This is a genomic window from Bacillus sp. FSL K6-3312 (assembly GCF_038007485.1).
Lineage (GTDB): Bacteria > Bacillota > Bacilli > Bacillales > Bacillaceae > Bacillus > Bacillus pumilus.
Map to the genome: position 1 here is coordinate 2,854,778 of NZ_JBBOXI010000001.1, position 21,885 is coordinate 2,876,662.

Consider the following 21,885-nt stretch of genomic DNA (forward strand, 5'->3'; position numbering starts at 1 on the left):
TAAAGGATATACCTCCGTTATATAGTTGTCAAATGATAATTGTTTTTTGATAATAATTTTGGTATGTTACGTAGGAGGTGATAAACATGAAGCATCCCCATTTCTTCAAGGAATTCGTAGCATTTGCTTCTACTTTTTCAGAACTAAAACATGACCTGATGAACAAAGTCAAACCAGCTAACTTAACGACCTTACAATACTTAATACTAGAGCAACTAGCTGTCAGCGAGCCTCTTACGCCTAGTGAAATTGCCGACTGTCAGCACATGTCTCTTCCGAATGTCAGTAGAGAACTGAAAAAACTACACGAGAAACAATACATAGATAAAAAGGAAGACAAAGATGATAAGCGAAAGCATGTGATCATGCTGTCTGACAAAGGCCGTGCCTATATGAACGAAGCCTTCCAGCATATCGAAAGGATGCTATTAGACAGCCTAACTTCCTCGGATATAGAACAAATGGATGATATCGTACAAGCTTTCCGTCTTTTAAATCAAACGATTTTCAAAAAATAACCTAAAAAGGCATGAGCGATACGCTCATGCAAAGGTGGCTAAACTTCAAAATACAAAAAAGCGCGGGCTACCCAAACGCTTCTCGCTTTTTTCTCTATGTACTTTTATACAATCAATTGATACACAATATATAACGCGACAAGCCAGATCATGACCGCTGAAGCTTTATTGATACGGTTCATCCACTTGCCGTTTGTATCTAACTTCCCTAGCATTTTCCCTAAAAGAGCGAGCCCAATAAACCATAACCAGGACACGATGATACAAGCGAGTGTAAACGCCAGTTTTTCTGACCCGTTATATTGAAGCGAATTTGTTCCAATCACGCCAATGGTATCGAGAATGGCGTGGGGATTTAAAAGTGAAACTGAACAGGCAAAGAGAATTTGTTTTCTCGCAGGCATGAATTCCCGCTGCTCTTTAGCATCTGTTGATGAGCTTGTGTTCCACACAGACCATCCCATATAAACTAAAAAACAAAATCCAATGAGACAAAGACACATTTGCAGCACAGGAATGGTGAATACCACAACAGAAACCCCAATGACAGCTAACGCAATTAAAAGTGTGTCACAAAGAGCAGCAGTGATAACGACAGGTAAAGCCTGATATAATCGCGGCTGAAGCGCTCCTTGCTGAAACACAAATACATTTTGTGCGCCCAATGGTAAAATGAGGCCAAAGGCAAGCACAATTCCATGAACGATGGCAATGAACATCTTCTAACATTCTCCTTTTCCAGCAATTCCTACACATTTTAACATAAAACATCATAATCACTTCCAGCAGATTTAATTTTCCATAAAAAAAGCGCTGGATGCTTTCATCCAAACGCTTTTCGTTATTCATCATGATCCTTTTCGTGCAAGCTCTCTTTCTCTCAGCTCGACACGACGGATTTTCGCTGACGGTGTTTTTGGCAGTTCGTCAATGAATTCAATTTCTCTTGGGTATTTGTAAGGTGCTGTTGTGTTTTTGACATGTGTTTGCAGCTCTTTGATCAGCTTATCACTTTGTGCTGATTCATCACGCAGGACAACATATGCCTTCACGATGGATCCTCTGATTTCATCTGGACTAGCCACAACCGCACATTCTTTAACTGCTGGGTGTTTAATCAGCGCATCTTCTACTTCAAACGGCCCAATGGTATAGCCTGAGCTGACGATGATATCATCTCTGCGGCTTTCAAACCAGAAGTATCCATCTTCATCTTTTTTCGCTCGGTCACCGGTAATAAAGTAATTCCCGCGACGCTGCGCCTTTGTACGCTCTTCATCTTTGTAGTATTCCTTAAATAGCGCTGGCGTTTCGAGATGAACCGCAATGTCACCAACTTCTCCAGGAACGCATACGTTGCCGTCTTCATCAATGATCTCGACTTCGTTACCAGGTGTTGGTTTGCCCATACTACCAGGCTTGATGTCCATTCCTTTTAGCACCCCTACGAGCAGTGTGCTTTCTGTTTGGCCATAGCCATCTCGTACTTCTATATCGAAATGCTTTTTGAATGTATCAATGACTTCACGGTTCAGCGGCTCTCCCGCAGACACGGCACTATGCAGCTTTGGAAGCTCGTATTGACTTAAGTCATCTACTTTCGCCATAAATCGGTATTCTGTCGGCGTACAGCATAGGACATTGATTTCATTTTTTTGAAGTAGCTCTAAGTACGTATTTGGATTGAACTTCCCTCCGTATACAAAGCCTTCTGCGCCACTTCCTAACACAGATAAGAGAGGGCTCCACACCCATTTTTGCCAGCCTGGTCCCGCTGTCGCCCACACTTTATCTCCTTCATTAATGGAGAGCCATGCTTTGGCAGCAGTGCGTAAATGTGCATATGCCCAGCCATGTGTATGAACAACCCCTTTTGGGTTACCTGTTGTACCTGATGTATAGGATAAGAACGCCATGTCTGTGCGTGTTGTTGGAGCCATTTGCAGCTCGCTTGATTGGTGATCCTTTTCCGCAAGAATATTTGTCCAGCCATGATCGTTTTCACCGATTGAGAATGTTTTAAAATCGTTTGGCTGATTGGTTCCATCGAACGATTGAATGAATGAAGAGTAAACGATCGCTCCTTTTGCTTCTGCATGTTCAATTCGGTAATCTAAATCTTTTGCACGTAGCATTTCTGAACAAGGAATGACGACCATCCCTGTTTTCAAAATAGCCAAATAAATGCTGTATGCCTCTAGCATGCGCGGCACCATCACAATGATTTTATCGCCTTTTTTAAAGCCTGCATCTAACAACACATGTCCGATTTTATTGGCATCTTCCACTAAAGCTGCATAAGTCACATGCGCTTCCCCGCCATTTCCGTCCTGCCAGTGCAGAGCCATTTTCTCGCGGTTATGACTGAATGCTTCAATCTCGCTGACTAAGTTATATTGTTCTGGTGCAATTAAGTCTTCTCTTTTCATGGTACAGCTCCTTTTTGCCTCTTTCTATGAAACCATTCATGTTTCAATTTACCTATTCTAACATTCATAACTGAAAAATGCTTGAATTAGGACCTACTCCTAGTATTATGCCATAATTTTCGCCATTCGTCCTCTTTTTTAAAAATATTCTAACAATTTATATGTACAAAAAGAAAAGAGCGGGAATAATCCCGCTCATAAGCCATAGCTTTTCAATTGTGTGTCTTAGAAAGATCCGCCACCCATATGTTGTTGAGCGTAAGATACAAGACGTTTAGTGATTTCTCCACCAACTGATCCGTTAGCGCGAGCTGTTGTTTCTGGTCCAAGGTTTACACCAAATTCTGAAGCGATTTCATACTTCATTTGGTCGATCGCTTGTGCAGCGCCTGGAACGACTAATTGGTTAGAACTGCTTTGTCTGTTTTGTTGAGCCATGTGTTCTCACCTCCTTGTGAATATAGAATGTGTAGAAACACATGACTTCATGCGATTGATTTTATGGTAATTATTATGAAATTTTTATTTTAGAATAAATCAGCGAATTCGTCAGCCGCTTTCTTCTCATTTTTGACGATAATCGTTTCGATTTGATCCACTGCCTCATCAAGCATTGGCTCGAAATCAGCAAAGCTTTCGTAGCGTTCTACTTTCTCAAGCTTTGGTTTTGTTTTAGGAGACGGCGGCGTAAAGATCGTACAGCAATCCTCGAAAGGTTGAATACTTGTATCGTATGTGCCAATTCGTCTCGCTTCATCAATAATGTCATTCTTATCAACCGCAATAAGCGGGCGAATGATTGGTGTATTGGTTACATGATTAATGGCATACATGCTTTCAAGTGTCTGACTTGCGACTTGTCCAAGGCTTTCACCGGTAATAATCGCAAGAGCATCACGCTTCTCTCTTATTTTATCTGCGATTTTCAGCATCATTCTTCTTGTTGATGTCATCGTGTAGTTTTCAGGTACTTGTTTGTGAATCAGCTCTTGAATTTTTGTGAAAGGTACGATGTGAAGCTTCACTTCGCCTCCATATGCCGCTAAACATTCTGCAAGATCAATGACCTTTTGCTTGGCACGTTCACTTGTATATGGGGGACTAAAGAAATGTACAGCTTCAATTTGAATTCCGCGTTTCATGGCCTGATAGCCGGCAACTGGGCTGTCAAAGCCGCCTGAAAGCATGAGCATCGCTCTTCCGCTTGAACCCACTGGCAGTCCGCCTGCACCCTTGACATCTTTAAATGTAATGTATGTCGCATGTTCTCTTATTTCAATGCGCAAATGTACATCGGGCTGTTTGACATTGACCGTTAATTTTTCCGTATTCTTCAGCACATGTCCGCCAATTTCCCGGTTCATTTCATTTGAATCAAGTTCAAATTGCTTATAAGAGCGTTTCGTTGAGACCTTAAATGTATTTCCTTGTTCATATACTTCCTGTACCGCTGTTAGTGCCGCTTCTTTGATGGCATCGAGATTTGTCTCACATTTCACCGCCAGACTAAAGCTCTGAATGCCAAATACACCTTTAAGCTGTTCTGAAATCGGTTCAGGGTCTTCACCGTTCAGCATGATCGTGATGCGGTCTCTGTCAGATGCATACTTTAATGCTTCAAAGTCTTTTAATACAAACCGGATATGCTGCCTTAGTTTTTCAATAAATTTCTTTCTATTTTTTCCTTTTGTTGAAATTTCACCAAAACGGACTAAAATATGATCATATTTCATGCTGTTATCTCATTCCTTTTAATTTTTTCACACTTTGTGCGATCGATGTGATGATTTGCGGCGCTAGTTCTGGTCCTTGTCCATACGTCAAACTGATTCTCATACTGCTTTTTGCCACTTCTTCCGGTTTCCCCATCGCTAGGAGAACATGGCTTGGCTCCTTTTTCTTGGCTGAGCAGGCAGAGGTTGTCGAAACATACATGCCTTCTTTTTCAAGCATATGAAGAAGGACCTCGATTTGAATACCTGGCACTGAAAAATTCACAATATGCGGCGCACTTTGCGTCAGCGGTGTGCTGATGACAATACCTTCTATTTCTCCAAGCTGCTTTTGCAGCTGCGTTTTTAAGTTTAGCATTTCATCATGATGTATTTTCAGCAGTTCGAATGAATGTTTCATGGCTTTTGCTAAGCTGACAGCACCAGCAGGGTTTTCGGTACCTGAACGTAGGCCTAATTCCTGCTCTCCTCCTGTGATAAAAGGTGCGAGCACTACACCTTTCTTTAAAAAGAGCGCTCCTGTGCCTTTTAAGCCATGAATTTTATGGCCAGATATCGTCAAAAGATCCACATCCAGTTGTTTATCAAGTGCTACTCTGCACATTCCCTGCACCCCGTCGACATGAAATAGGGCATTTTCAGCATGCTCACGAATCATGCCAGCAGCTTCTTCAATCGGCTGGATGGCACCCGTTTCGTTATTGACGTGCATCATGCTGACAAGCACTGTATCAGGGCGAAGCACTTCTTTTAAATGGTTCATATCTGCATGGCCATGCTCATTTACTTGAATATAGGAGATGTCAAAACCAAATAAAGCCTTCAGTTGTTTAAACGATTCGATGACAGAGGGGTGTTCAATTGCTGTTGTCACAATATGTTTCCCCCGATTCATTTTGGCGAGAGCTGCTCCTTTAATGGCGATGTTATTTGCTTCTGTTGCACCAGAAGTAAAAATAACCTCATATTGTTTCAAACCTGTATAGTGAAGGATTTGTTTTCTCGTTTCACTTAGCAAGCGGCTCGCATCAATTCCGAGCTGATGTAGCGAAGACGGATTCCCAAAAAAACGTTCACTCACTTGCTGATATACTTGTAAAACCTCAGAGTACGGTTTTGTTGTTGCACTATTATCGAGATAAATCATACTTGGACTCCTTACAAAAAGCTTTAAAAATAAATGCATTTATATGTTACCATAATGAAGTCAGACAGAGAATTTTCTGAAAATGGCAGTTGACAACTTTTCATTTTCACTATATCATGCATAGTGCAATTGGCACATAAACACCTAAATTGTCAGAATATTTAAATTTAGCACATTACATTGGATAAGGAGGAACTATTTTGAAAAATAGTTTAAGTATAAAAGAGACATTAGCCATTGGTTTAATGCTTTTTGCATTATTCTTTGGCGCAGGAAATATGATTTTCCCGCCTGTCCTTGGACAATATGCAGGTGAGAATGTTTGGCTTGCTATCGGTGGATTTTTACTCACAGGAGTTGGTCTTCCGCTTCTAGGAGTTATTGCTATCGCCCTTACAGGTACTGGTGCAAAAGGCCTTGCGGATAAAGCCCATCCTATATTTGGAACCATTTTCACTGTCATTCTGTATTTATCCATAGGACCATTTTTTGCTATCCCGCGAACTGGTACGGTTTCTTACGAGATTGGATTAGCACCGTTTCTGTCTGAAACACAAACCTCTTCATGGGTACCGCTTTTCTTATTCACCCTTGTGTTTTTCACGATTACGTATCTGCTCGCTTTGAACCCTTCAAAGCTTGTTGATCGAATCGGCAAAGTGTTGACACCTATCTTATTAACGGTCATTGCAATTATTGTATTTAAAGCCATAGCTACACCGATGGGAATAATCGGTGCGCCTGATGCGACTTATAAAGCAAACCCTCTCTTCACTGGGTTTTTAGAGGGCTATAAAACAATGGATGCTCTCGCTTCTCTCGTATTTGGAATCGTTGTTGTGACAGCTGTTAAAGAAAGAGGCATCACAGAGCGCAAATCTCTTGCGGCGGCCTGTATAAAAGCTGGCCTTGTTGCAGCAGCTGGACTAGCACTAGTGTATATCTCGCTTGCTTATGTTGGTGCTTCAAGTCCTGATACAACCGGAATGGTTGGGGCAAATGAAGGCGGCAAACTGCTTTCACTATCAGCAAACTTTTTATTTGGTTCTGCTGGTAACATTGTCCTTGGTGTAGCCATTTTATTTGCTTGTCTCACAACAAGTGTTGGGCTTGTCTCATCATGCGGCGAATATTTTTCAAAGCTTTTCCCAGCACTTTCTTATCGCACAGTCGTACTCATTGTTTCTTTATTTAGCACATTGGTTGCAAACCTTGGACTGGCACAAATCATCTCTCTATCGGTCCCTGTACTCGTAGCGATATATCCACTGGCAATTGTCATTATTTTATTGTCATTCCTTGACCGCTGGATTAACGGTAGACGAGTGATTTATGCAGTACCCCTGATTTTCACTGGATTTTTTGCCATTATTGATGGCTTACTGGCTGCCAAATTCAATCTCGGTGGTTTGCCTGCCTTCTTAGACGCATTCATTCCATTTTACGATTTAGGCATTGGATGGGTCGTACCAGCAATTATCGGCGCAGGTATTGGCGTACTCATCTCTATGTTTACTAGCCCGCCTAAACAGCTCGCATCATAATCATGCTTCAAACATCCCCTTCCAAAGATGAAGGGGATGTTTTTTTATTGTCCTCCATATACTAAAATAGAAAAATTCATGACTTTTGTACGAAAACACATGTTGACATCAGACGCACATCCTTTATAATTAGTGAATGTTAATGAAGAACGGTTTTAGCAACCAATTAACAGAATATTTCAACATAATATTGGAGGCTTTATATTCAATGAAGGCAACATTGTCGACGAAAGATACAGTTATTATCGGTTTTATGTTATTTGCTCTATTCTTCGGCGCCGGAAATATGATTTATCCACCAGAACTTGGGCAATATGCTGGCACAAATGTATGGAAAGCAATGGGCGGGTTTTTATTAACAGGTGTCGGTTTACCTCTTCTAGGGATTATTGCAATCGCTTTGACAGGTCGAGATGCGAAAGGATTAGCTGATAAAGCTCACCCAGCTTTTGGAACAGCGTTTACCGTCATTTTATATTTATCTATTGGGCCACTTTTCGCTATTCCTCGTACAGGAACGGTTTCATATGAAATTGGTGCATTACCCTTTTTAGCAGGTGTACCAGCTTGGCTCTCCCTTCTTATATTCACACTTGTCTTTTTTGGTATTACGTATTATCTTGCTCTAAATCCAACGAAGATTGTGGATCGTGTAGGGAAAGTGTTAACACCGATTAAATTTACGATTATTCTTCTTATTATTGTCAAAGCCATTTTAACGCCGATGGGCGTCATTGGCACACCTGATGTATCCTATAGCAACGGGTCATTTTTCAAAGGATTTTTAGAGGGCTATAAAACAATGGATGCTCTTGCTTCTATTGTGTTTGGGGTTGTTGTCATCAACGCCATTAAAGGACGCGGTGTGACAAGTAAAAAGGCACTGACATCTGCTTGTATCAAAGCGGGTCTGATTGCAGCTTGCGGATTAACATTTGTTTATCTATCTCTTGCTTATTTAGGCGCTTCAAGTACACACGCCATTGGTTTTGTTGGAGATGGCAGTAAAATCTTGGCTCAGTCTTCTCAATTCCTATTTGGCAGTTTAGGAAATATTGTGTTGGGTGCTGCGATTACGGTTGCTTGTTTAACAACAAGTATCGGCCTCGTTACATCATGCGGAGAGTATTTCTCGAAGTTACTACCTAAGCTTTCGTATAAAATGGTCGTTACACTCGTGACATTATTCAGTTTTATCATTTCGAATTTTGGACTTGCTCATATTATCGCTTTCTCTGTACCAGTTTTAACTGCGATTTATCCGCTAGCGATTGTGATCATTGTTTTGTCACTTGCTGATAAGTGGCTTGGACATAGAAGACCTGTATATGCTCTCTCTTTAATTTTAACAGGCTGCGTCAGCTTATTTGACGGCTTAGCAGCTGCGAAACTTCCAATCGATCCAATAAAAGACGTCTTCCAATCAATACTACCTTTATATGACCTTGGCATAGGCTGGATTGTCCCTGCAATACTTGGGATCGTGATCGGATTTGTAATCTCTCTTTTCACTTCTTCTGCTTCAGAAGAGCGTCAAAAACAAGCGTCATAATATAAAAAAAGCTGAAGTCCATTGATGGGACTTCAGCTTTTTTATTGATGCTGATACTCTTTTTCTTGCTGAGCTAACAGCTTTTGAACAGCTCCGGGTGATGCTTTTTCAACAGCCGCTGCTGCTATATCAAATGATCCGTTGTAATCATAGGCGTAAAATCTTCGTTCAGCCTCTTTTAATTGTTCTGAAAGAATATGGTTTTGACTTCTAAAACGATTGCCGTATTGAATGATTCGTTCAATTTGATCCACTTTACCAAGCATTTCTTCTGTCTCATCCACAACATTTCTGACTGTGTCAGAGGCATCTTTTAATTGCTGATTTACTGCCGGCATGTTGAGCGGCAGGTTTTCCAGCTGCTCATGCACTTGATGAATCATCTCCTGCGCTTTTTCAGCCCGCTCTTTCATCTCAGCAGGTACACCTGGAATATTGCTTTTATGCAGCTGGCGTACTGTATCTGTCAGCATGGTTTTGAGCTCAGCCAGTGTTTCTCTCGCTTGTAATTCTTCTTTTCTTAACGATTGGAGATGACCTTTAAATGTGTCATGCAATGCTTTTGCATCTTCGATAAAGGTCTCCAGCTGATTGATTTCATCCATTAATAATGAATATGCCACGTGATCACGATCAAGCTTCTCACGGATTTGTTTCATCAGCTTTTCAATTTCTTCTAAACGTTTTTCAAATGCTTTCTGTTGATCGAGTTCTCCTGCTGTCAGCTTGTAGCTTTCTTTCACAAGAGCCGTTTCTGCCTTTGTTTGTGTGTGATCTTGCTCGAGCTTTTCGAATGCTTCTGTGAGCTCAGGCATTCTGCTTTTGATTTCCTGACCTGCTTCTACTTCCGCCTCCAGCTGATCATACAGCGTCTCAATCGCATCATCAATCATTTGCAGAATGCTTGATGCCTCTTCTAAATTGAGTTCATCAATGAGCAATTTTTCCGCCCTCGCAAGCTGTTTGTTTAAAGTCTCCAGCTCTTTCGTGATCTGAATGTGCTCCAGCTTGTAGCCTTTTTCTGACATTTCTTGATATCCGTCTTTCAGCTTCGTCAGCTGACCTGGTACGGTTTGTTTGCAGTCTGCAATAAGCTTTGGTACATCATTGATATATAGTTGAAGCTGGTCGAGTCTGCGGTCTTGCTCAAGCAAAATCTTTCTTGCTTTCATGTAGTTTCCGTTTTCTGTTTCTTCCTCGTACTGCTTGATCCCTTCCCAGGCCTCATCTAAGTCCTGCTCCATTTTGTCATAAAGGGTGCCATATAAATGGCTGTACGCAAGCAGATTTTTTCGAACCGTTTGATATTGCTCTTTGACCTTTTCAATGTCCTTGCGATTTTGCTCCTCGCTTGTGACAAGGTCTGCAATTTCTTTTAAAATGTCTTCAATGTTCGAATCAGCAGCACTCAGCAAGTCCTCAATATGCGTTAGAACCTGCTTGGCTTTGGAGAATCGATATTTATCAGAATACTCTTCTGCGTCATATAATAGCTCCTCTACCTTTGGAAGATGGGCTGTGACGATATCGTCCCACTCTGCACGCCATCTTTCAAAAAATTGCTCTGTTTCTCCGGTCATTTTTAAGTGTTTGATTTTTGAAATTTCTTCTACAATTGATCTGTTCAAAATTTCAATTTTCCATGCTTCCAATCGGTCAATCTCTTTATATATATTTTTTCTGAGGAAATAACCGACTGAAAACAAAGCAAGCAAAATGACAATTAAACCGATGATAAACTCCATAATGAGCCCCCTTGTTGTGATCTAAGTGATGTCAGGGTAAAAGTGTCCCGAGTAGACCTGAGAACCCTTTCGTGTCCGCTTTGCATTTGTTTTTTTATAAACAGGATCGTATGTTTTCCAATACCATCCATTCACGGTTGTATGTATGTTTTTCAAGAAAGTATTTGAGTGCTTTCTATCATTTGATCACACGTCTCCATGTGACCTGCTTTTATGTATGCGGAAGCTGTCGTTTTCATTGTTATTATGATACCATGTAACCAGCATTTTTGGTCATGATTTTTCATTATTTTCACTGATAAACATGACGTTTTTCAAAATATCGACAAGAGGTGACGACATGCTGAAGCAAGATGCACATCTACATACACCGTTTTGCCCGCACGGCTCGCTTGATTCATTTCATTCTTATATTGAAAAAGCCATCAAAAAGGGATTTGATTCCATAACCTTTACCGAGCATGCCCCTCTGCCTCCATCGTTCCATGATCCAACACCAGAGCAGGATAGTGCCATGAACCTCCAAGAACTTGAATCGTATATAACGAAATTGGATCAGTTGAAACAGGAATATAAAGGCCAATTAATAGTAAAAACTGGGCTTGAGGTTGACTATATCAAAGAGTATGAAGAGGAAACAAGTGCCTTTTTAGACTGCTATGGTCCAGAATTAGACGATAGCATTTTATCTGTTCACTTTCTTCCTGCTGGCGATGATTATATTTGCCTTGATTTTGACGAGCATGCCTTCCAGCAGCTAATAAGCCTCTATGGCAGCATCGAACAGGTCTATCAAAGCTACTATGACCAAATTCATTCTTCTATTCTATCATCTTTAGGTCGCTATAAGCCAAATAGAATCGGTCATATCACCCTTGTGCAGAAATTCAAACAGCTTTTCCCATTTGAGATGACACCTGCACTTTGTCAAAAGGTCACCCTTTGTCTTGAAGAAACGGAAAAAAAAGGCATGTCCTTAGATTTTAATACATCAGGTCTTCGTAAAACATATGCCAGAAGTATCTATTTAGATCAATGGATGATTGATCTTGCAAAACAGAAAAAAATTCCGCTCATTTTTGGGTCTGATGCCCATCAAGCGGAAGATCTCGGATATGCTTATGATCAATTCGAAGACATCATGAGTTTTAAATGAGAATCTAATGCCGGCTTTTTTGGTTCTAGTAAATGATGAAGCGAGCGGCTCAGTTCCTTAAAATACATTTGATAGAAATAAGGCTCATTTGGATTTAAATAAAGCACCTCCGTTAAATATTGCGGCTGTAAATAGGGCATCATGAGTAGTGATTTCAGCTGAATCATAAAAGATGAGATGGAGAGCTGCTCACAAATCACATGGGTGTTTTTTCCTTTTTCAATGATGAGCTGAAACAAATATTTTTCTTTCGTTAAATAGGTCGACATAATTTCTCTAATGAGCGTCGAATCAATCGTCACCTCTCGATAAACGAAACGGGTTAATTGACGGTGCTTGTGCTGATAAGATAAAATATCAAAAACCACATGTAGTAAGCATTCTTTTGCATGACGAGTTTCCATGTGATGGATATGTGATTCAATCATGTGAATATAGCCTTCATAAAAATCGGATACGAGCTGCTCAAGCAGCCCTCCTTTTCCTTGAAAGTAATAAGAAATGTGGGCAACGTTGACGTTTGCTTCCTTCGCAATCTCACGGACAGAGGTTCCAGAAAATCCTTTTTGGTTAAAAAGTCTGATGGCAGCTTCAATAATACGATCTTTTGTTTCCACGGTTGTTGATGCTTTCATCCGCTCACCCCTCTTCATGTGTACATACTTCAAGATGAAGGCGGAAGTTCCTTTTATATTTGCTCGACAAATCCCACATGCGAAACGCAAGTTATGTATTTTTGAGATAGAAAGTAGGAGATTTTCATGTTTCATGTCGAAAAACAGTCTGGCGATCCATCAAAAGACTATCAATTGCTCGTTAAACAGGTCGAAGCCATTACAGATGGCGAGCCTGATCTAATTGCCAACCTAGCAAATGCGGCGGCGATATTGTATCATTCACTCCCAGAGGTCAATTGGGCAGGATTTTATTTGGCTAAAGGCGGCGAGCTTGTGCTCGGACCGTTTAACGGACTGCCTGCATGTGTGCGTATCCCATCTGGAAAAGGCGTTTGCGGTACTGCATTTGCAACAGGTGAAGTCCAGCGTATCGCTGATGTGCACGCATTCCCTGGACATATTGCATGTGATGCAGCATCACAATCTGAAATTGTCGTTCCGCTCAAGGTAAATGGAGAGATCATTGGGGTGCTCGACATTGACAGTCCCGTGAAAGACCGTTTCAGTGAAGTAGATGAAACCTACTTAATTCAATTTACCGAGGTACTCCAAAAGGCATTATCCGCCTCTACAAATGCGTAACCTTACAAAAAAGCAGGCATATTGTCTGCTTTTTTGTTTTCTTCTCAGACGCAAAGCATCGCCATTGCCCTTTAAATAGGTTGACTTCTCCTATCCAGCGTCATATAATAGAATTTGTGTGAAATATGGCAGCCTTTTTGTTCGGCTTTTTTGTATCATTTTGTTCCTTCTATATGAAGGTGCATCTTGTAACTCCCTGCTGCTGGAGCGAGGATGCATGAAAACATAATGACGGAAAAGACAAAGAACAGACGGTTTTTATTTTTCACAAATAAAAACAAATAAGGAGGAGTCACATTATGGCTCGCTATACAGGTCCAAGTTGGAAGATTTCCCGCCGTTTAGGCATTTCATTAAGCGGAACAGGTAAGGAACTTGAAAAACGCCCTTACGCTCCAGGCCCACATGGTCCAGGACAACGCAAAAAACTATCTGAATACGGTTTACAATTACAAGAGAAGCAAAAGCTTCGTCACATGTACGGTGTCAACGAACGTCAATTCCGTACACTATTTGACAAAGCTGATAAACTTCCTGGTAAACAAGGTGAAAACTTCATGATCCTTCTTGAAACTCGCCTTGACAACCTAGTATACCGTCTTGGCCTTGCTCGTACTCGCCGCCAAGCTCGTCAGCTAGTCAACCATGGTCACATCCTTGTTGATGGAAGCCGTGTAGACATCCCATCTTTCTCTGTGAAACCAGGTCAAACGATTGCTCTTCGTGAGAAATCTCAAAACCTTGCAGTTGTGAAAGAATCAGTTGAAGTTAACAGCTTCGTTCCTGAATACCTTACTTTCGATGCTGAAAAGCTTGAAGGAACTTTCACTCGTCTTCCAGAGCGTTCTGAATTAGCGCCTGAAATCAGCGAACAACTAATCGTTGAGTTCTACTCTCGTTAATTTCATGACTCTCCAAAGAGAGGTCAAACAAACCCTAGATCCCTTGATTGTTCAAGGTGGTCTAGGGTTTTTTGTTTGCATTCTCCTATGAACAAATGAATTTAAAACATATATAGAAAACAGACTATACACAAGACGAGCACCAGACAAAACTTCTAAAAGCATTTCTACACATTGAAGTTAGTCTAATTTTTTAATAATAATAGAAGCATTCACGTTTGTTTGAGTCCCTCCTGCTAGGGTTTGAAGAGTAACTGCGGCTGCGGAAGTATGGTTTACAAGAGTAAGCGTGTCACCCGCTGCTAGAGCGAGGATTGCCTGACCGTTATTCTGTTGAGTACCAGCTCCTGACCCATAAACTGTGTTCGTCACAGGACCTCCATTTACAAATAGGGTAAATTGATTTGGCTCTACGCCAGAAACTGAAAAAGTGACCTCGTAGTTTCCTGGATTGGTGACTATAATTTGAGAAGTTCCAGGGGCATGTGTAATACCAGAAGTAATAATTCCAGTTGAGTCAAAAATCACCGGGGCCTCTAAAGCTACTGTTTCAGCACTTAGATTGTATACATATGCAAATTCAGCTAGCCCTGCTCCTGTGGCTCCTGTTGCACCGGTCGCTCCTGTGGCTCCCGTATCTCCTGTTGCACCCGTTGGACCGGTTGCTCCTGTAGCTCCTGTTGCACCCGTATCTCCTGTGGCTCCTGTTGGACCGGTTACTCCTGTTGCTCCCGTATCTCCTGTTACACCTGTTGGACCGGTTGCTCCTGTTGCTCCTGCGGCACCCGTTGCACCGGTCGCTCCTGTGGCTCCCGTATCTCCTGTTGCACCGGTCGCTCCTGTTGCACCCGTGGCACCCGTTGCTCCTGTTGCACCGGTCGCTCCTGTGGCTCCCGTATCTCCTGTTGCACCTGTTGGACCGGTTGCTCCTGTTGCTCCTGTGGCTCCCGCATCTCCTGTTGCACCTGTTGGACCGGTCGCTCCTGTGGCTCCCGTATCTCCCGTTGCACCTGTTGGACCGGTCGCTCCTGCGGCACCCGTTGCTCCTGTTGCACCGGTCGCTCCTGTGGCTCCCGTATCTCCTGTTGCACCCGTTGGACCGGTCGCTCCTGCGGCACCCGTTGCTCCTGTTGCTCCTGTAGCCCCCGTATCTCCTGTTGCACCTGTTGGACCGGTCGCTCCTGTAGCTCCCGCGGCACCCGTTGCTCCCGTATCTCCTGTTGCACCGGTCGCTCCTGTGGCTCCCGTTGGACCGGTGGCTCCTGTAGCCCCCGTATCTCCTGTTGCACCTGTTGGACCGGTGGCTCCTGTAGCCCCCGTATCTCCTGTTGCACCGGTCGCTCCTGTGGCTCCCGTTGGACCGGTTGCTCCTGTGGCTCCCGTTGGACCGGTTGCTCCTGTGGCTCCCGTTGGACCGGTTGCTCCTGTGGCTCCCGTATCTCCTGTTACACCTGTTGGACCTGTGGCTCCTGCGGCACCCGTTGCTCCTGTTGCACCGGTCGCTCCTGTGGCTCCCGTATCTCCCGTTGCACCTGTTGGACCTGTGGCTCCTGTAGCTCCTGCGGCACCCGTTGCACCGGTCACTCCTGTGGCTCCTGTGGCTCCCGTATCTCCCGTTGCACCTGTTGGACCTGTGGCTCCTGTAGCTCCTGCGGCACCCGTTGCACCGGTCGCTCCTGTGGCTCCCGTATCTCCCGTTGCTCCTGTTGCTCCTGTTGCGCCTGTTGGACCGGTCGCTCCTGCGGCACCCGTTGCTCCTGTTGCACCCGTTGGACCGGTTGCTCCTGTGGCTCCCGTATCTCCCGTTGCTCCTGTTGGACCGGTTGCTCCTGCGGCACCCGTTGCTCCTGTTGCACCCGTTGGACCGGTCGCTCCTGTAGCTCCCGTATCTCCTGTTGCACCTGTTGGACCTGTTGGACCGGTTGCTCCTGCGGCACCCGTTGCTCCTGTTGCACCCGTTGGACCGGTGGCTCCTGTAGCTCCCGTATCTCCTGTTGGACCGGTTGCTCCTGTAGCTCCTGCGGCGCCCGTATCTCCTGTTGCACCCGTTGGACCGGTGGCTCCTGTTGCACCCGTATCTCCTGTTGCACCTGTTGGACCGGTTGCTCCTGCGGCTCCCGTTGCTCCTGTGCCCGTGCCTGTTGCACCTGTTGGACCGGTCGCTCCTGTGGCTCCTCGAACCCCTCGTAATCCCCGTAATCCTCTTCGTCCTACAATTACTTTTGTTTCACAAATGATGCAACAATTTGATTTTGATAGTTTCTGTTTACATTTAGGGCATTTTTTATACTTATCACAACCCATTAGTTATTCATCTCCTTTATCATTATAGATATGTTACATCTATAAATACGTGCAGATAAGTTAAATATCCAAAGAATAAAGATAAGCGTAGAATCAACATCATTTGCTAGACTCTGACAAAAGCCTTTTATGAAAATTTGATTGAATTTTGCGCTAAATTTGTCTATTTTTTTCATGATGACTAGAAACTGTTCAAATCCATAAAATCTATCATAAAAAAAATCCCCTAGAATTCTAGAGGATCTTTTGTTCCATGTTTATCTCAAGTGTGATTTTTTATTTTTCCATCAAATCACTAATCAATTGCTCTGTTGTCATGACAGTAGCAAATTCATCATGCAATGTAGCAAGTGATAGCCGATGAATCATTTCGGGATCATAATATGTACCGTTTTGATCTGTTAGTCCAAAGGCGGCAACTGCATCTGAGATAAGGTACGTATCAAAGCCTAGATTGCCGCTCATTCTTGTTGTTGTAGATACGCAGTGAGGTGTTGTCAAACCTGTGATCACGACAGTGTCAATACGGTTCGATCTTAAATGTTTCTCTAAATTGGTGCCAATAAAGCTGCTATTTACTTTCTTTTTTATCACAGTTTCTTCATCTAGCGGGTCTACCATGTCTTTGAATTGATGACCTTCGTGCGTAGGATGAAATAAGGAATATGGCTTATCAGATGTATGCTGAATATGAATCACTTTCCAGCCTTTCTCTCTCCAAAACGTTAATAGACGGCTTATATTTTTCTCTGCCTCTAGATTATTACGTTCTCCCCATTTTTCATGCTCGAACGCCTTCTGTACATCCACAATGATTAAAGCTTTTTGATTTTTCTGCACAAATGCCCACCTCCGAAAATTCTTATCCAATACATGTAGTGTAAGGAATGGTGATCCATTTGTATATGCTTTTATTTCTCTTCATGATGTTTTGCTTGTTTTTGAATCAACAAGACAAACCATACACTAGCAAGAATGTAATAGATACCGCGATGGTCGAGGTACAGTTAGACATCACCTCTCCTATTTGAACTGATTTGACGATATTCATCCAGATGAAATAGATGATGAGAAATGAGCACGAAAAATAAAGAAAGTATCCTAAAAAATATAGCTTTAGCTTTTGCGTCATCGTCTGCCTGCTTTTGCTTTCACGTTCCTCCATCAAAGCCTCTCTCATGATCTATTCGTCACAATCTCTCTAATAACATCAAAAAAGACAGCACATTTCGCTGCTGTCTTTTTTCATTTTTCCTTTAATTCGTATTCTGTCCTCCACCATTCAAACCTTCTTTCACATACCCTTTCACTTGGCTTGAGGTTAATAGACCAATATGTCCAACGCCGTGGATCAGGACATTTCTTGCGCCAATTAAACGCGAGAGGCTGTTGACAACAATCATATCGGCTGAGCTATAGACAGATGTATAAAGAATTTTTTGATTTGGATCGGTGCCTGGTAATGCTCTGAGTGAAACGAGTCCATTCGCTCCACCAAGTGTGACGACGTTTTCAATTTTATCACCGCCGTCTAGATTCTTAATATAGTATAGCGTGTTCGCTCCGCCCATACTATGTGCCACAATATCTACTTTTTTGGCACCTGTTTTGCCTAGCACATCTTTGACGAATCTAGATAGACGCGGGCCATTGTTGCGGTTATTTCCTGTTTTGTCTATGAAATCGATAGCAAATAATTGATTTCGATCCCAGCCTTGTGTGACCAAGTAACTTTTAATCGAAGCGAAGTTGTAAGACGCTCCTCCCATACCATGCACCATCACAACCGGATTGTGCTCAGCCGCTTTGATTTCTTTCGGCTGGATGAAGGCCATTGAACCTATCACTAAGGCAAGGGCAACAAGAATTTGCAAACTCTTTTTCTTAAAACAAATCACTTTCATTCCCCCTAATTCATCTTATTCGACTCTATTTTATACAAGAAAAATATGTCAGAAAAGTGAACAAGGCACTGTTTGTTGCTTTATTTTATAGAAAATAATTACTGAAAAAGCACCTTTGACTTTCTAAAACGCCAATGCCAAAAGACTAGACTAAGTCTCTATTAGCAGTCTAATAGACTCTTAACTCTGAATAAAAAAAGCAGCCGGTTATCGCAGCCGGCTGCACATCGTTCTTATTTGTAATTCACAAGGAAGTATTTCTTTTTCCCTCTTCTTAAAACAGTAAATTGGTTTTCAATTCTATCTTCAGCTGAAAGGACATAGTCTTTATCGGTTTGTCTCTCTCCGTTAATGGAAACTGCCCCATTTGTGATGTCTTCACGTGCTTGACGTTTTGATGGTGACAGCTTTGATTCCACAAGGACATCGACAAGTGTTAACTCTTCTGTGCTACTTTTCTTCATTGATGGAACATCTTTAAAGCCTACTTTGACTTCTTCGGCTGAAAGAGATTTAATCTCGCCTTTGAATAGCGCATTTGAGATGTTGACTGCCTGTTCTAGTGATTCACGGCCATGTACAAGTGTCGTAACTTCCTCTGCTAGACGGCGCTGTGCTTCACGTTTTTCAGGTGCTGTTTGCACTTTTTCTTCGTACGATGCGATCTCTTCTTTTGATAAGAACGTAAAGTATTTTAAGTATTTCACGACGTCACGGTCATCTGTGTTGATCCAGAATTGGTAGAACTCATATGGAGATGTTTTTTCTTTATCTAACCAGATGGCGCCGCCTTCTGTTTTACCAAATTTCGTACCGTCTGCTTTCGTGACGAGCGGCATCGTTAAACCGAATGCTTTTGCCCCTTCTGCTTCAGACTTACGGATCAGCTCAAGTCCAGATGTGATATTTCCCCACTGGTCGCTACCGCCAATTTGCAGCTTACAGTTTTCATTTCTGTAAAGGTTTAAGAAGTCTAAAGATTGCAGGATGACGTAGCTGAACTCTGTGTACGAAATCCCTGTCTCAATCCGTGAGCTGACGATATCTTTTGCCAGCATGAAGTTCACACCGAAGTTTTTTCCAATATCACGAAGGAACGTGATGACATTCATTTGGCTGATCCAGTCGTAGTTATTCACGATAACGGCTGGGTTCTCACCTGCTTCAAAATCAAGAAATTGTGAGAGCTGTCCTTTGATTTTATCTGACCACTGTTCGACGATTTCTGCTGGGTTTAGTGAACGTTCTGCTTTTTTGAAGCTAGGGTCGCCGATTAGTCCAGTTGCGCCGCCAACGAGGGCAATCGGGTGATGGCCTGCTTCCTGGAATCTGCGTAATGTTAAAATTGGCAATAGGTGACCAATGTGTAAGCTGTCCGCTGTTGGGTCAAAACCGGAGTAAAGCTTGATTTTTTCTTCCGATAATAATTTTGTTAAACCTTCTTCATCTGTTTGCTGCTGAATTAATCCTCTGAACGATAACTCTTCCATCAATTGACTCATATTTCATTCTCCTTTTTTTACAATTTAACATAAAAAACGCCCCTTCGAATGAACGAAGGGACGATATATATCGCGGTACCACCCTGCTTAAAAGACAACAAATCACATCTTTTCACTTACACTGATAACGGACAGATCCGTTCTTTCACTAATCAGGGCAGCACGTATGCTCCTTTTCGTAAAAGCGGTTCGTGAGGGTAATTCGAATATCTCTTTGTACTGACTCGCACCAGCCGTCAGCTCTCTTGGACAGGGAAAGATGATTCTACTGAATCTCAGTCAAAACCTTTACATATTCAACTAATGTCATTTTAAACATACTTTTGATATCAAGTCAACTGATGAAAAAAATTAATCTTCCATTGTCGATAGGTCGCCAGCCGGTAAATTCAGTTCCCACGCCTTTAGCACACGTCTCATAATTTTTCCGCTTCGCGTCTTAGGCAGTTTGTCCTTAAACTCGATTTCTCTCGGTGCCGCATGTGCAGCGAGTCCTTTTTTCACAAACGTACGAATCTCTTCTTTCAGCTCATCTGTCGGCTCATATCCGCTTCTAAGCGCAATGAATGCCTTAATAATTTCACCGCGGACCGGATCTGGTTTTCCAATGACACCAGCCTCTGCAATGGCTGGATGTTCGACCAGTTTGCTTTCCACCTCAAAAGGACCGACCCGCTCTCCTGATGTCATGATCACATCATCGACACGTCCCTGGAACCAAAAGTATCCGTCTTCGTCCATATAAGCTGAATCTCCTGAAACATACCAATCTCCCGGCATAAAGTAAGATTCATATTTTTCAGGATTGTTCCAGATCGTATGCATCATAGACGGCCAGCCTTTTTTGATGGCGAGGTTGCCCATCCGATATGGCGGAAGTTCATTTCCGGCATTATCCACAATCGCAGCTTCTACGCCTGGAACCGGTTTTCCCATTGAGCCTGGTTTAATGTCCATGCATGGATAATTACAAATCAGCTGAGCACCGGTTTCCGTCATCCACCAAGTGTCATGAATTCGTTTGCCAAATACAGCATCTCCCCAGCGGATGACTTCTGGATTAAGAGGCTCACCTACACTTAACACATGACGGAGCGAGCTGAGATCATATTTTTGAATGAGGTCATCTCCTGCTCCCATTAGCATTCTAAAGGCGGTCGGTGCACTGTACCAAACGGTCACACCTAGTGATTCAATCGTTTCATACCACGTATCAGGGTTAAATCTGCCGCCTAAAATGACATTCGTCGCCCCATTTAACCACGGTGAAAAAATGCCGTACACTGTGCCTGTTACCCAGCCTGGGTCAGCTGTACACCAGTAGACATCGTCTTCTTTCAGATCAAGCACCCATTTACCAGTCTGGTCTTGCTGCACCATTGCACCATGGACATGCAGCACACCTTTTGGCGTACCTGTCGACCCTGACGTGTAATGAAGCAGAAAGCCGTCTTTTTCATCCATCCATTCGATTTCAAGGTCCTTCGCCGCCTGCGCAAAAGCCTCTTCATAATGGATTGTCCGAACGCCATCGATATCTTCCTTTTCACCGCCGACAATGATGACGGATTCAAGTTTCGGAAGCTCTGCAAACGGAATTCGTTCAAGCAGATCCGGCGTTGTCACAATGACCTTCGCCTCGCTATTTTCTAAACGGTCTTTGACCGCACCTTCCATGAATGCTTCAAATAACGGGCCAACGATCGCACCAATTTTAACTGCGCCAAGCAGAAGAAAATAGAGCTCAGGTGATCTTGGCATAAAGATAAATACGCGATCCCCTTTTTGCACATGCGCCTTTTCTCTGAATAGATTTCCCGCTTTATTTGTATTGATTTTCATATCCCTGAACGTATACTTTTCATCCCGCTGTGAATCTTTGTAGTGAAGCGCCACCTTGTTCTTACGAAACGAGTCCGCATGTCTGTCAATCGCTTCATAGGCTGCATTTATGTTTCCTGTTTCATACCATGAGAAGTTTTTTCTTGCTTCCTCCCATGAAAATTCTTTGTATGCCTGCTCATAATCATTTAAATGATAGTTTCCTTTTACTGATGGTAGCGTTTCCACTTTCATCAAACAGTCCCCCTTTGCATACGTTTACAATGACCATTATAGTATAGATGACTTTTTTTCTCAATTTTTAAAAAACTTATAGTGAAACCGTTTTAATTCTTGCAGGTTTTAAGA

General features: G+C 42.7%; 18 protein-coding genes and 1 other annotated feature. Of the genes, 6 read left to right on the plus strand and 12 right to left on the minus strand.

The genetic code is table 11. The features are described from left to right. Nucleotides 1–86: 86 nt before the first annotated feature. Entirely contained in the window at nt 87–518 is a 432-nt protein-coding gene (locus tag MHI11_RS14915) for a MarR family winged helix-turn-helix transcriptional regulator (RefSeq protein WP_044139321.1), read from the plus strand. A gap of 104 nt (nt 519–622) precedes the next feature. Here the strand turns inward: MHI11_RS14915 and MHI11_RS14920 are convergent, their stop codons facing one another. From MHI11_RS14920 to MHI11_RS14940, 5 genes are all read right to left on the minus strand, one after another. Then, nucleotides 623–1,237 (minus strand): LysE/ArgO family amino acid transporter, encoded by a 615-nt coding sequence (locus tag MHI11_RS14920; RefSeq protein WP_340961374.1) that lies wholly within the window; start codon nt 1,235–1,237, stop codon nt 623–625. A gap of 129 nt (nt 1,238–1,366) precedes the next feature. Continuing rightward, nucleotides 1,367–2,947, minus strand: a complete 1,581-nt coding sequence (gene mbcS, locus MHI11_RS14925; RefSeq protein WP_106065756.1) for an acyl-CoA synthetase MbcS — start codon at nt 2,945–2,947, stop codon at nt 1,367–1,369. 225 nt (nt 2,948–3,172) lie between these two features. Continuing rightward, nucleotides 3,173–3,385, minus strand: a complete 213-nt coding sequence (locus MHI11_RS14930; protein ID WP_003216385.1) for an alpha/beta-type small acid-soluble spore protein — start codon at nt 3,383–3,385, stop codon at nt 3,173–3,175. 89 nt (nt 3,386–3,474) lie between these two features. Beyond that, nucleotides 3,475–4,680, minus strand: coding sequence for a tRNA uracil 4-sulfurtransferase ThiI (gene thiI, locus MHI11_RS14935; protein ID WP_340961377.1), 1,206 nt, complete (start codon nt 4,678–4,680; stop codon nt 3,475–3,477). A 4-nt stretch (nt 4,681–4,684) separates the two neighbouring features. Further along, nucleotides 4,685–5,827: a cysteine desulfurase family protein gene (locus tag MHI11_RS14940; protein ID WP_044139325.1), complete on the minus strand. Its 1,143-nt coding sequence runs from the start codon at nt 5,825–5,827 to the stop codon at nt 4,685–4,687. A gap of 200 nt (nt 5,828–6,027) precedes the next feature. Between MHI11_RS14940 and brnQ (MHI11_RS14945) the strand changes: the two genes are divergently transcribed. After that, nucleotides 6,028–7,371, plus strand: coding sequence for a branched-chain amino acid transport system II carrier protein (brnQ, locus tag MHI11_RS14945; RefSeq protein WP_044139326.1), 1,344 nt, complete (start codon nt 6,028–6,030; stop codon nt 7,369–7,371). Between the two features lie 208 nt (nt 7,372–7,579). Then, entirely contained in the window at nt 7,580–8,923 is a 1,344-nt protein-coding gene (brnQ, locus tag MHI11_RS14950) for a branched-chain amino acid transport system II carrier protein (protein ID WP_044139327.1), read from the plus strand. Between the two features lie 41 nt (nt 8,924–8,964). Here the strand turns inward: brnQ (MHI11_RS14950) and ezrA are convergent, their stop codons facing one another. Further along, entirely contained in the window at nt 8,965–10,668 is a 1,704-nt protein-coding gene (gene ezrA, locus MHI11_RS14955) for a septation ring formation regulator EzrA (protein ID WP_044139328.1), read from the minus strand. Nucleotides 10,669–11,008: 340 nt separating this feature from the next. Here ezrA and hisJ point away from each other — a divergent pair, with 340 nt between their 5' ends. Beyond that, nucleotides 11,009–11,824: a histidinol-phosphatase HisJ gene (hisJ, locus tag MHI11_RS14960; protein WP_340961384.1), complete on the plus strand. Its 816-nt coding sequence runs from the start codon at nt 11,009–11,011 to the stop codon at nt 11,822–11,824. Here the strand turns inward: hisJ and refZ are convergent. Then, nucleotides 11,794–12,459, minus strand: coding sequence for a forespore capture DNA-binding protein RefZ (gene refZ / locus MHI11_RS14965; protein WP_340961386.1), 666 nt, complete (start codon nt 12,457–12,459; stop codon nt 11,794–11,796). The two genes, hisJ and refZ, sit on opposite strands and share 31 nt — an antisense overlap. A gap of 126 nt (nt 12,460–12,585) precedes the next feature. On the opposite strand from refZ, the gene MHI11_RS14970 reads away from it, so the two are divergent. Together MHI11_RS14970 and rpsD are read left to right on the plus strand one after the other, a co-directional pair. Next, nucleotides 12,586–13,083: a GAF domain-containing protein gene (locus MHI11_RS14970; RefSeq protein ID WP_044139331.1), complete on the plus strand. Its 498-nt coding sequence runs from the start codon at nt 12,586–12,588 to the stop codon at nt 13,081–13,083. A 299-nt stretch (nt 13,084–13,382) separates the two neighbouring features. Beyond that, the gene (rpsD, locus tag MHI11_RS14975) at nt 13,383–13,985 is read left to right on the plus strand and encodes a 30S ribosomal protein S4 (protein ID WP_003216816.1); all 603 of its coding nucleotides are present in this window, start codon (nt 13,383–13,385) and stop codon (nt 13,983–13,985) included. Nucleotides 13,986–14,165: 180 nt separating this feature from the next. Here rpsD and MHI11_RS14980 read toward each other — a convergent pair whose 3' ends face one another. From MHI11_RS14980 to acsA, 5 genes are all read right to left on the minus strand, one after another. Continuing rightward, nucleotides 14,166–16,289 (minus strand): collagen-like protein, encoded by a 2,124-nt coding sequence (locus MHI11_RS14980; RefSeq protein WP_340961390.1) that lies wholly within the window; start codon nt 16,287–16,289, stop codon nt 14,166–14,168. 276 nt (nt 16,290–16,565) lie between these two features. Then, nucleotides 16,566–17,129: a cysteine hydrolase family protein gene (locus MHI11_RS14985; protein ID WP_044142216.1), complete on the minus strand. Its 564-nt coding sequence runs from the start codon at nt 17,127–17,129 to the stop codon at nt 16,566–16,568. Between the two features lie 416 nt (nt 17,130–17,545). Then, the gene (locus tag MHI11_RS14990) at nt 17,546–18,124 is read right to left on the minus strand and encodes an esterase/lipase family protein (RefSeq protein WP_373861333.1); all 579 of its coding nucleotides are present in this window, start codon (nt 18,122–18,124) and stop codon (nt 17,546–17,548) included. A 302-nt stretch (nt 18,125–18,426) separates the two neighbouring features. Continuing rightward, complete coding sequence (gene tyrS, locus MHI11_RS14995) at nt 18,427–19,695, minus strand: tyrosine--tRNA ligase (RefSeq protein ID WP_340961393.1); 1,269 nt, start codon at nt 19,693–19,695, stop codon at nt 18,427–18,429. A gap of 53 nt (nt 19,696–19,748) precedes the next feature. Then, nucleotides 19,749–19,987, minus strand: a binding site (T-box leader). Between the two features lie 59 nt (nt 19,988–20,046). Beyond that, nucleotides 20,047–21,771, minus strand: a complete 1,725-nt coding sequence (gene acsA / locus MHI11_RS15000; RefSeq protein WP_044142212.1) for an acetate--CoA ligase — start codon at nt 21,769–21,771, stop codon at nt 20,047–20,049. Nucleotides 21,772–21,885: the final 114 nt, after the last annotated feature.

Bases quoted from the DNA above. Each gene is read 5' to 3' on its own strand.
- MHI11_RS14915 (WP_044139321.1), top strand. From the start codon at position 87: ATGAAGCATCCCCATTTCTTCAAGGAATTCGTAGCATTTGCTTCTACT.
- MHI11_RS14920 (WP_340961374.1), bottom strand. From the start codon at position 1,237: ATGTTCATTGCCATCGTTCATGGAATTGTGCTTGCCTTTGGCCTCATT.
- mbcS (WP_106065756.1), bottom strand. From the start codon at position 2,947: ATGAAAAGAGAAGACTTAATTGCACCAGAACAATATAACTTAGTCAGC.
- MHI11_RS14930 (WP_003216385.1), bottom strand. From the start codon at position 3,385: ATGGCTCAACAAAACAGACAAAGCAGTTCTAACCAATTAGTCGTTCCA.
- thiI (WP_340961377.1), bottom strand. From the start codon at position 4,680: ATGAAATATGATCATATTTTAGTCCGTTTTGGTGAAATTTCAACAAAA.
- MHI11_RS14940 (WP_044139325.1), bottom strand. From the start codon at position 5,827: ATGATTTATCTCGATAATAGTGCAACAACAAAACCGTACTCTGAGGTT.
- brnQ (WP_044139327.1), top strand. From the start codon at position 7,580: ATGAAGGCAACATTGTCGACGAAAGATACAGTTATTATCGGTTTTATG.
- ezrA (WP_044139328.1), bottom strand. From the start codon at position 10,668: ATGGAGTTTATCATCGGTTTAATTGTCATTTTGCTTGCTTTGTTTTCA.
- hisJ (WP_340961384.1), top strand. From the start codon at position 11,009: ATGCTGAAGCAAGATGCACATCTACATACACCGTTTTGCCCGCACGGC.
- refZ (WP_340961386.1), bottom strand. From the start codon at position 12,459: ATGAAAGCATCAACAACCGTGGAAACAAAAGATCGTATTATTGAAGCT.
- MHI11_RS14970 (WP_044139331.1), top strand. From the start codon at position 12,586: ATGTTTCATGTCGAAAAACAGTCTGGCGATCCATCAAAAGACTATCAA.
- rpsD (WP_003216816.1), top strand. From the start codon at position 13,383: ATGGCTCGCTATACAGGTCCAAGTTGGAAGATTTCCCGCCGTTTAGGC.
- MHI11_RS14980 (WP_340961390.1), bottom strand. From the start codon at position 16,289: ATGGGTTGTGATAAGTATAAAAAATGCCCTAAATGTAAACAGAAACTA.
- MHI11_RS14990 (WP_373861333.1), bottom strand. From the start codon at position 18,124: ATGGCCTTCATCCAGCCGAAAGAAATCAAAGCGGCTGAGCACAATCCG.
- tyrS (WP_340961393.1), bottom strand. From the start codon at position 19,695: ATGAGTCAATTGATGGAAGAGTTATCGTTCAGAGGATTAATTCAGCAG.
- acsA (WP_044142212.1), bottom strand. From the start codon at position 21,771: ATGAAAGTGGAAACGCTACCATCAGTAAAAGGAAACTATCATTTAAAT.